Source organism: Aquimarina sp. ERC-38 (assembly GCF_026222555.1).
In the GTDB taxonomy this organism is placed as follows: domain Bacteria; phylum Bacteroidota; class Bacteroidia; order Flavobacteriales; family Flavobacteriaceae; genus Aquimarina.
The window spans coordinates 2,125,618-2,138,252 of record NZ_CP098511.1 but is presented as its reverse complement, the minus strand read 5'-3'; the positions used below and the strand labels follow the sequence as shown (position 1 = coordinate 2,138,252).

Annotated in this window: 12 protein-coding genes; 9 read left to right on the top strand and 3 right to left on the bottom strand. The window is 33.5% G+C overall.

The genetic code is table 11. The features are described 5' to 3' along the window. Positions 1-3: 3 nt before the first annotated feature. From NBT05_RS08935 to NBT05_RS08920, 4 genes are all read left to right on the top strand, one after another. Entirely contained in the window at positions 4-552 is a 549-nt protein-coding gene (locus NBT05_RS08935; RefSeq protein WP_265773143.1) for a ClpP family protease, read from the top strand. Between the two features lie 44 nt (positions 553-596). Continuing rightward, entirely contained in the window at positions 597-1,325 is a 729-nt protein-coding gene (locus tag NBT05_RS08930; protein ID WP_265773142.1) for a M15 family metallopeptidase, read from the top strand. A gap of 113 nt (positions 1,326-1,438) precedes the next feature. Further along, positions 1,439-1,933 carry a CAP domain-containing protein gene (locus NBT05_RS08925; RefSeq protein WP_265773227.1) on the top strand — a complete coding sequence of 165 codons (495 nt, stop codon included), beginning with the start codon at positions 1,439-1,441 and terminating at the stop codon, positions 1,931-1,933. Positions 1,934-2,058: 125 nt separating this feature from the next. Beyond that, positions 2,059-2,841 (top strand): M48 family metalloprotease, encoded by a 783-nt coding sequence (locus NBT05_RS08920; RefSeq protein ID WP_265773226.1) that lies wholly within the window; start codon positions 2,059-2,061, stop codon positions 2,839-2,841. Between the two features lie 114 nt (positions 2,842-2,955). On the opposite strand, the gene NBT05_RS08915 is transcribed toward NBT05_RS08920, so the two are convergent. Then, positions 2,956-3,336, bottom strand: coding sequence for an ankyrin repeat domain-containing protein (locus tag NBT05_RS08915; protein ID WP_265773141.1), 381 nt, complete (start codon positions 3,334-3,336; stop codon positions 2,956-2,958). A 563-nt stretch (positions 3,337-3,899) separates the two neighbouring features. On the opposite strand from NBT05_RS08915, the gene gpmI reads away from it, so the two are divergent. The 4 genes from gpmI to NBT05_RS08895 all read left to right on the top strand — a co-directional run bounded on the left by gpmI (position 3,900) and on the right by NBT05_RS08895 (position 7,871). Then, positions 3,900-5,417, top strand: a complete 1,518-nt coding sequence (gene gpmI, locus NBT05_RS08910; protein ID WP_265773140.1) for a 2,3-bisphosphoglycerate-independent phosphoglycerate mutase — start codon at positions 3,900-3,902, stop codon at positions 5,415-5,417. A gap of 63 nt (positions 5,418-5,480) precedes the next feature. Continuing rightward, positions 5,481-6,050 (top strand): thioredoxin family protein, encoded by a 570-nt coding sequence (locus NBT05_RS08905; RefSeq protein ID WP_265773139.1) that lies wholly within the window; start codon positions 5,481-5,483, stop codon positions 6,048-6,050. Positions 6,051-6,206: 156 nt separating this feature from the next. Next, positions 6,207-7,025, top strand: a complete 819-nt coding sequence (gene map, locus NBT05_RS08900) for a type I methionyl aminopeptidase (protein WP_265773138.1) — start codon at positions 6,207-6,209, stop codon at positions 7,023-7,025. 75 nt (positions 7,026-7,100) lie between these two features. Next, positions 7,101-7,871 (top strand): class I SAM-dependent methyltransferase, encoded by a 771-nt coding sequence (locus tag NBT05_RS08895; protein ID WP_265773137.1) that lies wholly within the window; start codon positions 7,101-7,103, stop codon positions 7,869-7,871. A 3-nt stretch (positions 7,872-7,874) separates the two neighbouring features. Here the strand turns inward: NBT05_RS08895 and NBT05_RS08890 are convergent, their stop codons facing one another. Both NBT05_RS08890 and NBT05_RS08885 read right to left on the bottom strand, forming a co-directional pair. Further along, entirely contained in the window at positions 7,875-8,609 is a 735-nt protein-coding gene (locus NBT05_RS08890) for a tetratricopeptide repeat protein (protein WP_265773136.1), read from the bottom strand. A 4-nt stretch (positions 8,610-8,613) separates the two neighbouring features. After that, positions 8,614-9,198, bottom strand: coding sequence for an RNA polymerase sigma factor (locus tag NBT05_RS08885; RefSeq protein WP_265773135.1), 585 nt, complete (start codon positions 9,196-9,198; stop codon positions 8,614-8,616). A 122-nt stretch (positions 9,199-9,320) separates the two neighbouring features. Between NBT05_RS08885 and NBT05_RS08880 the strand changes: the two genes are divergently transcribed. Beyond that, a complete protein-coding gene (locus NBT05_RS08880) occupies positions 9,321-12,599 on the top strand; it encodes a CHAT domain-containing protein (protein ID WP_265773134.1) in 3,279 nt (1,092 codons plus the stop codon). Positions 12,600-12,635: the final 36 nt, after the last annotated feature.

Sequence of the window (12,635 nt, the reverse complement as noted above, 5' to 3'; positions counted from 1 at the left end):
GTAATGAAAGAAAAAACAAACAAGATTCAAGATACTATTGATAAAAAGATGCTCGAAGAACGTACGATCTTTTTATGGGGTCAGGTAGATGATAAATCTGCAAAGCATGTTATCGACCGGTTAATGTATTTGGATTTATTGAGTAACGAAGAAATTAAACTTTATATTAATAGTCCCGGAGGATATGTAACTTCAGGATTTTCTATGTATGATACTATCACTTCTATAAAAAGTCCAGTATCTACAATTTGTACCGGTTTAGCTGCCTCTATGGGTTCTATATTATTAAGTATAGGAGAGAAAGGAAGAAGATTTATACAACCGCATGCTAAGGTAATGATTCATCAGCCTAGTGGAGGTGCCAGAGGTCAGGCATCAAACATTGAGATTCAAGCTTCGGAAATCTTGAAAACAAAGGAACTAAGTGCACGTATCCTGGCTGATAATTGCGGACAGGATTTTGATAAAGTAATGAAAGATTTTAATCGGGATTACTGGATGGATGCCCAGGAATCTTTAGATTACGGTATTGTAGACGGAATTTTAGAATAGTGTGTACGTATGATTTCTAAAACACATACAAAGTCTTTAAACTAATGGTTTATAAAAAACCAAATGTCCGGTTGCTTTTCTTATTAGTATCCATACTGGTAACAAAAGTAACCGGACAGGACTATAGCACAGAACAGCTTTTAGGCAAAGACCGTAGTCATCTTACAAAAACTAAAAACCCCTTACACCCAAAAGCAGCAGAAGCTTTTGAACAGATGAAGAAAGCTGCAAAAAAAGAAGGGATCTTGATAAGTATAGCTTCGGGCCACCGAAGTTATAAAAGACAACAGGAGATTTGGGATGCTAAATACCGTCGTTTTACAAAAAATGGCTTAACTCCTACCGAAGCGGTTACTAAAATTGTAGAATATTCTACAATACCAGGGACCTCAAGGCATCATTGGGGAACAGATATTGATCTTATTGATGCAAAACCTAAACAACCGGAAGGCTTATTACTTGCTGAAAACTATGAACCAAATGGAGTGTTTTGCAAGTTAAAAGAGTGGATGGATCAGCATGCAGCTACTTTCGGATATTTTTTGGTGTATACTAATAAAACGGATCGTAAAGGTTTTAAATACGAACCCTGGCATTATTCCTACGCTCCGGTCTCAGTACCGTTGTTAGCCCAGTATAAAAAAATAGCGTTAGACGAATTGATCCGATCATCTTCCATAAAGGGTAAGGAGGCATTTACTACTGAATTTATAGCTTCATATCGTAATAATAATCTTTTAGATATCAATCCTATATTACTCCCTGATCAGTAACATTATATTATTGATTTGATAAAATGATTAGGAACCTGTTGTAAAATTATTATATAATACACTAAATTTTAGTAACTTTCGTTGTATACAGAACCCTAAAATAATTGTATACAATGAAATATTTTAATAATATAGCCTACTTTCTTTTAATAAGTATATTCTTTTTTTCCTGTACAAATAAAGATACAGAAGATGTTATTGAACCGGATGAAACCAAAAAAGAAATAATTGAAAACCAGAGTATAGAAGATCAAATATTAACATTAATTAATGAGCATCGTAGCAGTATTAATTTAAGTATTCTAGAAAAAAATGAAACTGCAGTTCAATTAGCTAAAGAGCATACGGATTACATGATCTCAATCAAGAAGATAAATCATGATAATTTTGATGAACGTTCTAAAGTACTACGAGATAATGAAAATGCGCGTGCTTTCGCAGAAAATGTAGCAGTCGGGCAACCCACTCCGCAATCTGTAGTACAAGCATGGTTGGATAGCCCCGGGCACAGAGTAAATATTGAGGGAGACTATAATTATACTGGCATAGCTGCAATAAGAGACAGTAACGGCAGATACTACTATACCCAAATTTTCCTTAAAAAATAAGTTACTTACATTACCTTTTTCATATCAACTTATTACGGTTCAGTTAGTATTAATCTTATTTAGATACATCCGTATGTACAATTAATTAGTACTTTACCACACTAATAAATAAGGATTCTGTTATGTTGAGAAGAGGTGGTTTAAAAATTCGAATATTGATCGGATTAGCTATTGTTGCTTTTGCTTTCTTTAAGAAATGTGCAAATAAAACACATAATCCTTATACGGATAGAGTACAAAATATCAGCATGACTAGCGAAGAGGAAATTGCCATAGGCCTGCAAAGTGCCCCGCAAATAGCACAACAGCATGGTGGGTTATATCCGGATGAAAAGCTACAAAAATACGTAGATATGGTAGGGAACAAATTGGTCAATGCAACAATGGCCAGGGAATCTCCATACCGTTTTGAATTTCACCTGCTTGCAGATGCCAATACCATTAATGCTTTTGCCCTACCGGGCGGACAGGTATTTATAACCTACGCTTTACTTTCTAAATTAGAAAACGAAGACCAATTGGCCGGAGTGCTAGGTCATGAGATAGGTCATGTATTAGGACGGCATTCCGCCGAACGTATCGCAGAGCACGATTTCTGGAAAACCATTTCTGCAGGAGCCTCAGTAGGTGCAGATGCAGGTGGATTGGTCAATGGGATCGGACAAAATGTACTACTAGGTAACGGAAGGGAAGATGAATTAGAAAGTGATAACCTGGGCGTACTATTTATGATTAATGCAGGTTACAACCCTGAAGAAATGATTGGAGTCATGAAAATTCTAAAAGAAGCTGCCGGACCCAATCGAACTCCAGAATTCCAAAGTACCCATCCTGATCCTGATAACCGTATTGAAAAAATTGAAGAAGCAATCGAAACCTATGGTGCTACTGCCGAAGGTCAGTACTAAATAAGCATAGGGTAGAACTTCTTTTTATAAAATAGCTAAATCAACATAAAAAATGCCATGAAAACAGAAGTAATCATGGCATTTATAAAAGTGAAATTGACTAATTCAAATATGTTATTTTAATTCTTCAAGAAGAACCATAGCATCTTTTGCATTTGAATTCTTTGCATAATTTAAAGCAGTTTTTCCGTTATTGTCTTTTTTGTTAACAATTGCACCATTTGCCACTAATAATTTAATAATTTCTGTCTGATTATACCGGGCAGCAAACATTAATGGAGTCATTTTATTAGAAATCTCATTAACATCAGAGCCTAATTCGATCATTCCTTTGACCATATCATAGTCACCCTTTGCAATTGCTATACATAATGGAGATACATTAGTAATACCTGTTTTGGCAACTTTGTATGGTAATAAATCTTCAAAAGAAGTGTTTGCCATTGTAGTCATACTAATAGCAAAAACAACAAATACTGTAAATAATTTTTTCATTTTTATTGATTTTTAAAAAGGTTATTTTACCCACTTATTAATTTAAGGCGATACAAAGATCATTAATATATTCGTATTTAAAAACATATATTTATAAGAATAACCAAAAATTAACCTTCAAATAATCATTTGGTTAAATAATTAATAAAAATTCGATTTAGACACAGAAAATCAAAATTCAACTAAACCACTTATTTTAACAGAAAATATTAGGTGTATCTCTCTATTTCAAAGATTTTCTTTACTGCTTTTAAAAAACTACAATAAATTTGATAATCGTTTATTAAGGTAGGTTTCAAAATTTATGATTTTATAAGCAATTCCTATCTACACATATTAAAGTTAAAATCACATTTTCTTATAACTAGAATAAGATTCGTAAAAAGTAATACGGCTAGTAGAAATAATGCTATTAAAAAATTGTTTGTACTGCCCTAACACCTTAGATAGCAGATTTTTTAATGTTTTCTAATTTATGCTAAAATCACCTGGTCTGAACCCGCTTAAATATGTATTTTTGAAATCGTTCAAATAAAAACAACCACATAAACTTTGTCAGACCTATGAATAGAAAAGTCATTCTCATGATCCTAGACGGTTGGGGCTTATCGCCGGATCCTAAAGTATCTGCAATTGATAATGCCAACACTCCTTTTATTGATTCTTTATATCACAAATACTCAAATGCTACCTTACGGACAGACGGATTACACGTGGGTTTACCCGAAGGGCAAATGGGAAACAGTGAAGTTGGACATATGAACTTGGGTGCCGGCCGTATTGTTTATCAGGATTTGACAAAAATAAATCTTGCCATACAAAACAATACGCTTAAAGATGAAGAAGTAATTAAGGATTCCTTCTCATATGCTAAAGAAAATGGAAAGAGTATTCATCTTATTGGACTGGTTAGTGATGGTGGTGTACACTCGCATATCAACCACTTAAAAGGATTGCTCGATGCAGCACATGCTAATAGTTTAAATAATGTGTACCTACATGCTATTACTGATGGTAGGGATGTGGACCCAAAATCCGGAAAAGCTTTTATTGAAGAAATAGAATCTCACATGAAAAAAACTACCGGACAGGTTGCTTCCGTAATCGGCAGGTATTATGCGATGGATAGGGATCAACGCTGGGAACGGGTACAACAAGCCTATCACTTATTAGTAAACGGTAATGGAGAGAAAAGTATAAGCGCTCAGGATAGTATACAAAAAAGCTATGATGAAGATATTACCGATGAATTTATCAAACCGGTGGCAATACAAAAAGATGGTATTGATGTTGCTACCATTAAAGAAGGGGATGTTGTATTGTTTTTCAACTTTAGAACAGATCGGGGTCGTGAGTTAACAGAAATGCTTTCACAGATGGATTTCCCTGAGTACAATACCCGTAAGCTGGATTTGTATTATGTCACTATGACTAATTATGATGATAATTTTAAAAATATAAAGGTAGTATACGATAAAGATAACTTAACAGAAACCATAGGCGAGGTTCTGGCCAAAGCCGGAAAAAAACAAATTCGGATTGCTGAAACCGAGAAATATCCGCATGTTACTTTCTTCTTTTCCGGGGGGCAGGAAACACCCTTTGAAGGTGAAATTCGAATCTTAAAAAATTCTCCGAAAGTAGCTACCTACGATTTAAAGCCAGAGATGAGTGCTCATGAGTTAACCGAAGCCTTACTACCTGAATTGCAAAAGAGAGAAGTGGATTTTGTATGCCTGAATTTTGCAAATGGAGATATGGTAGGTCATACCGGAGACATGCAGGCAGCTATTAAGGCATGTGAAACCGTAGATACCTGTGTAAAAGAAGTAGTTACAACCGGACTGGAAAATGGTTATGACACCTTACTTATTGCAGATCATGGTAATTGTGAGACCATGATTAATCCGGATGGCTCCCCTAATACCGCTCATACTACAAACCCCGTACCTTGTATTTTTATCAATTCCGATCAGTTAAAGATTAAAGATGGAATTTTAGGTGATATGGCCCCAACCATTTTAGAATTAATCGGAGTAACAAAACCTAAAGCAATGACCCGGGATTCATTATTGGTATGATCCGTTAATAGTAAGAAAACCTTAAAAATTTCGACTAAAATTCTATACACTTAAACACATGCAATGAAAAATATAATACTAATTATTATTTCCGGTATGTTATGGATATCCTGCGGAACTTCAGGCAAGGTTTCTACCACTACCCCTGAGAGCGTACCTGAAGTTTCAGATTCGAAATTAGCCAAAAAAGAAGCTGATGTCTTAATTGGAGTACAAACCAGAGAAGCCTTTACCGTTGCGCCGTATAGCAACTGGTTTACGTCCAATTATACAAACTATAAACCTAAGTCAGATGTAATAACACAACTAACCCCTTTATTAAAGAATACGCAAATTAAAGCTTTTATGGGAACCTGGTGTAGTGATAGTCAACGAGAAACCCCTACCTTTTATAAAATACTGGATGCTACTGACTATGATAGTGATAATCTTGAACTGGTTACAGTAACCAGAAATAAAGATACTCCGGAAGGTTTGGAAAAAGGATTACAAATAGAAAGAGTTCCTACGTTTATCTTTTATAAAAATGGTAAAGAAGTTGGACGTTATGTAGAATACGCCCGTAAAAGTCTTGAAGAAGATATGTTAGCGATCCTTTCCGGTGAACCTTATAAGCATTCTTATGAAGATTAGGGGTTTATGAGAACCTATGTTGATCGTAAAAGTGTGACAAGTGCTTTTTATAAGAATCAAATATTAAAACAAGGCTTTCTAACGCAAAGATTCAGGTTTTTGAATATTTATCTAGCTAATCATTTATTTGTAAATTTACAACGTTAAGCAGATTGTATGATTGTTACTAAAACACGGGAAGAAATTGAATTAATGAGGCATAGTGCCTTACTGGTATCTAAAACTTTAGGCATGTTAGCTGCCGAAGTAAAACCAGGGGTCACTACCCTTCATCTAGATAAATTAGCTGAAACTTTTCTGAGGGACCATGGAGCAGAACCCGCATTTTTAGGTCTGTATGATTTTCCTAATAGTTTATGTATGAGTCCGAATGCACAGGTAGTACATGGGATCCCTAACCTAACTCCTCTTGAAGAAGGAGATATTATTTCTATCGACTGTGGTGCTTATAAAAATGGGTATTACGGGGATCATGCTTATACTTTTGCCGTTGGCGAAATTGACGATGATATTAAAAAACTATTAGAGGTTACCAAAGCATCTTTATATAAAGGAATAGCAGAATTAAAAGTAGGAAATCGAGTGGGAGACGTAGGCTTTGCCATCCAGAATTACACCGAAGCCCATGGATACGGAGTTGTACGAGAACTAGTAGGTCATGGTTTGGGACAAAAAATGCATGAAGACCCCGAAATGCCGAATTACGGAAAACGAGGAAGAGGTAAAAAATTTGTAGAAGGTATGGTCGTTGCCATCGAACCTATGATTAATATGGGAACCCGGCGTATCAAGCAATTACGTGACGGCTGGACGATCTTAACCGCAGACGGAAAGCCTAGTGCTCACTTTGAACATGATGTTGCCATTATCGACGGTAAACCCGAAATCTTATCTACTTTTAAATATGTAAACGAAGTTTTAGGTATTGAAACTGATGAAGAAGATGCGTTCCGCACAGAGGCTTTAGTGATTTAACGCCTGAGTTTATTCTAAATAGTACTTAGCCATTTTTTAATTCAACAAAACCTGGTTTGTAAACAACCTCCTTTCATGAAGAAACTCTTCAAAATTGTTCTTAATAGTGTTCCGCGTACTTTTTTGATTCGAATTAGTTATTTAGTTCGACCTATTCTTGCCTGGTTTTTAAGAGGTAAAACCTATACCGATCCGATTGATGGTAAAAGTTTCTCAAAGTTTTTGCCTTACGGATACGAAAAACAACGCGAGAATGTGTTGTCCCCTTCTACCTTATCCCTAGAACGGCATAGGTTACTATGGTTATACTTACAAAGAGAAACAGATTTCTTTACCACCCCGGCAAAATTACTACACTTCGCCCCCGAACAAGCATTCCATAAATGCTTTAAAAAACTTAACCATTTAGATTATACCACTACAGATTTAAACTCTCCCCTAGCAGACGTAAAGGCAGATATCTGTAATTTACCTTTTGCAGACAATACGTATGACATCATTTTTTGTAACCACGTATTAGAACATATTCCGGATGATCAGAAGGCAATGCAGGAGTTGTACCGGGTTTTAAAACCAGGAGGATGGGCTATTCTTCAGATCCCGCAAGATTTAAGTTTAGAAATTACGTTCCAGGATGACTCCATTATAGACCCTAAAGAAAGAGCAAAGATTTTTGGCCAGTACGACCATGTCAGGATCTACGGAAGAGATTATTTTGATAAATTAAGAGCTGTTGGTTTCACAGTAAAAGAAGTACACCTCGCCTCCAATTTATCCCCCAAAGAAGTCACTCGTTACTGCTTAAATCCTAATGAGATTTTACCGGTTTGTTATAAAAAAATGTAGCGCTTATAATAAGGAAACTCTTTTTAGAATTTCATCAGCTTTTTCCTTGTAAATTCCGTTATACGCAATAACTTCAGTAAGGGCTTGAGTAGCTTTTTCTTTATTTTTTTCTTTTATGTAGGCTAAAGATAAGTACCACTTTGACACTTCATAATGTACATCTTCAGTAGATATATCATTTAATAGAAGTATAGCTTTATCTACATTGTTTGTATTTAAATAAGCATTAGCCAAATAAATCCTCCACTTCTTACTTTTTGCAGTATCCACAACCTTTTTTAATCCAGACAAAACATCTTGATAATTTTTGTTCTGATATTGATCTAGAATATAATTAGCAGAATTTGTTTCTCCTCGGGTAACAAAATCATTAGCATATGGTGTATAAAATAATTGATACACATCATCATAACTATCCTTACTATAAGAAGATTGCCAAAAGATAATACCTAAACCAACAATAAGTAATAAGGAAGCAGCAATCTTTAGTACAAAATATTTATTATTTGAAGTGCTAATATCTTTTTTATAATCCTTATTAATTTTAACTAATTTTTCTTTAAAGTCAAGCGACTTTTTATCTTTGAGTATCTTGTGTAATAGGCTATGCTTCTCAATTTCTTTCTGGAGTAACATATTATTTTGAATTTGCTTTTCAAATTCTAATTCTTCCGAAGTATTCATTGCACCGGATAGATACCGTTCTATTTGCTCATATAATGATGATATATGTTCCATACAATTATGTTTCATTTTGGGGATATGCAAACTCTTTATATAAAGGATCTTTTTCAATAGCCTCTATAAGTTTCTTTTTACAATCAAATTTTTTCTTTCTTATATTTCCTTCAGTATATCCACTTATACGCTCAATCTCTTTGGTACTTTTCCCTTCAAAAATTAAAGTAAGAATTTTTCTACAACCCTCATTTAATTTTAAAAAATGTTTTCGGTATAAACCTTCTCTTATTTTTTCATCATAATTAAAAGAGCTACTCACATCTTCCGTATCGACTGAAGTTATAATTTTATGTTCATCATAAATTACTTTATTTAACCTCCTTAATTTATTCCACCAAAGATTTTTACAAATAGCATAGAAGTAAGTATGTATTGAACAATTGATAACAAGACTATCATTTGTAATTTTTTGAAAAATTAATACTAATGCATCTTGAAAAATATCTTCTACATCTTCTTCTTTACCTGAATTATAACTAATAAATTTCCGAATTGTCTTGTAATTACGGTCATAAAACATTCGTAGAATACGATCATCCCCATTTTTAATACCAATAATTATTTCTTCTTCGGTATATCCCTTCATGAATTAATGTGTTGTAGCAAGTAAACGTTACACTACAATTCGAATTTTATATTTTAACAGGTATAAAAGTAACAATTTTACTTTCTTTGTTACTAATTAAATAAGAAATGCATTATTAATCTATGAAGCAAAAGAAAGCATTTTTATTTTTAGGTTTGGTTTTTATGATTTGCACCACCCTATCTGCAAATAAAAAACCTGCTATTGATACGCTCGCTGCCTATAAATTCTATAAACAAGCAGAAGAACTTGACGACAGCTATCAATACATAGAAGCCATTGATTTTTATAAAAAAGCACAAGAAGAATACCAATCAGTGACCTATTGGGAGGGGGTTGCAAGATGTTATAATAAAATCTCTAAAACTTATCTTAATAATGCTGATTATGAATACTCATATAAATTTGCTAGAAAAGCCTTAAAAGTGTGTAATAAATTTCTCAAAAAAAGTTCTGAAGAAATTAAGGCATTTTGTAATGTAGGAGAGTATTATGACTCAAATCTTGATATAAAGGAAGCACTATCTTACTATAAAAAAGCTTTATATTTAGTAGATATCTATCAATGTGAATTTAATAAGTCTTATATTTTACAATCTATTTCTTCTTGTCACCTGAATCTTAATAATATTAAATTTGCGTTAACTTATGCAAAAGATGCTGTAAAAAAAGCTGAAAATAGTAAAACAATAGATGACCACACTCTTGCAAATGCATATACCTACTTATCTAGAGTTTATAATAGGACTAATAATTATAGTAAAGCAAAAGATTATTTACTTAAATCACTAGAGCAAAATATAAAAAAGAAAGAATTTAAAAATGAAGCTCTTAACTATATTGACATGGCTGACATTTATAGGGAAACAGGGCAGCACCAATTAAGTATTAATATGTATGAAAAAGGTATAAAAACATATCAACAAAATAATTTATCTAAATATACAAATATAGCACACTGTTTTGTTGGTCTGGGAATAGCATATAAGGAAATAAATAAATTAGATAAAGCACTTTTGTATTATCAACGGGCTCTAAACATAATTGTTCAAAAATATGGAGATTTCTATATTAAATCTACTTATATCTTAAATAATCTTGGTAATATATATGAACAAAAGAAAGATTTTAAAAAAGCATTTTATTTTTATAATAAAGCAATTCGTATCATTAAATACAAAGTGGGTACAAATAACCTAAGATATGCAAGATTAATAAATAATAAAGCTTATACTTTAATTCAGGTTGAAAGTTATAAAAAAGCTTTAGAGTTGACTAATTTATCCTTTTCTATTAGAAAGAAGTTGTTTGACTCTTCTAGTTTACATTTTGCCTATTGCTATAAGAATTATGGTCATATCCATAAAGGATTAGGGGATTATAATAAAGCAATATTTTACTTCGAAAAAGAGTTAGAAACTCTTGATAGATACTACGGCCCTTCCCATCCGGAAACATTAGAAGCTATCAACAATATTGCTTCTATGTATCATAAGAATAAAGATTATACTAAAGCTTTAAATTATTATATGAAGGCTATTGAAAATAATGCAAACCCTTCTAAAAGCACTTATAAAGCGGAAGTTGCCCCTTTTTATCCCCACGCGGCTATTGCCTCTTACCAAGGGCTTGCTGATACCTATACAGTTATGTTTAATGACCACTGTAATACCAAATACCTTAAACTTGCACAGGATACTTTTGTTAGGTCAGACCAAATTTTAAAGGAATTGAATAAAACCTCAACTACCTACCAGGATAAACTAGAACAAGCAGAACAAATCAAGGAAGTTTATGCTGGTGCCCTTTCGGTAGAAGGACTAACAAACCACTCTAACCCAAACTACTGCTTTTACTTAACGGAAAGAAGCAAAGCTATGTTCCTTAGGGAAGCTTTGGCAGATAATGAGTTGAAAAACCTAGGGTTAATACCGGATTCAATACAACAAAAAGAAAAGGAAACTAAAATCGACCTTGCTTTCTATAAATCCGAACTGGTAAGTTTAGAAAGTAGCACTGATAAAGATGATAATAAAATACCAGAGGTAAACAGTGCGATTTTCTCCCTTAGAAGATCACAGGACTCGTTAACTAATCTTATCAAAGAAAAATTCCCTGAATATTTTAACTTAAAACACAATTCAACGGTGGTATCCGTACCACAACTTCAAACCAGGTTAGATGATAAAACTTCTGTATTACAGTTTTTTATGTACCAGGAAAAGGCATATGCTTTTTTAGTAGATAATAATAACATCTATCAATACGCTTATCAGCTACCTGATTTGGAAAAAGACATTATAGCCTTAAACCAAAGTGTCGTTTCTAAAAACAATTCTAAATATAAAAAATATGCAACTAGATTGTACCAACAACTTATCATGCCTTTTGAACATAAGATAAAAGCCCGAAACCTAATCATTATCCCTGATGGGGTGTTGTGGCAACTAAATTTTGATTTACTATTGACCCAAAATACTAATTCTAATAACCCTAAGAATTTTAATTATCTTACACATAAGTATGCAATCTCTTATGCTAATTCTGCTACTAGTTGGTATCAAGGACAAGTGATTACTAAAAATAAAGTAAAGCAAACCGGGAAGTACCGTGTTAAAGACTGCCTTGCTTTTTCTTTTTCGGATTCTATCCAAACTAAAAGTAAGCAACAAATAAGCCTTACTGCCCTTAGGGATGCAAAGGTTGACCTGCCGGGGACCCGTAAAGAGATCAAAGCTATATCTTCAATAGTAGATGGGGACTATTTCTATGGGAATGAAGCGGCAGAGACTAACTTTAAAAAGAATGTAGACAAATACAAAATCTTACATTTAGCACTACATGGCGAGGTAAACCATCAAAACCCAGAGAACTCAAAACTTCTTTTTACCAAAACTAAAGACAGTATTGAAGACAACCAGTTATACATGCACGAACTCTTTGCCCTAAAAATACCAGCGGAATTAGCCGTATTGAGTGCTTGTAATACAGGTAGTGGTAAAATTAACAAAGGGGAAGGGGTGATGAGCTTGGGAAAAGCCTTTCAATATGCAGGTACTAAGAGTTTACTATTAAGCAGTTGGGAAATATCAGATAAGACTACCCCGGAACTGATGAAGTTGTTTTATCGTAACCTAAAGAAAGGAATGAACAAAGCACAAGCCTTGCAGAAAGCCAAACTAACTTTTCTAAATGGTTCAAAACCTCAATTCGCCTCCCCCTTCTACTGGGCGGGATTCTATATAGTTGGTAATACCGATCCCATTGAGTTTACAACTAAAGCAACAACTGCAATGTTATCTACATCAAGTATCCTACTAATTATACTATTGCTGCTTATGATATTGATACTATTTTATTACCTGAAATCATTTGGAATCTGGAAACTCATTCAAGTTTAACATGTTTCATAGGTTCATAAAAGTAACAATTTTACT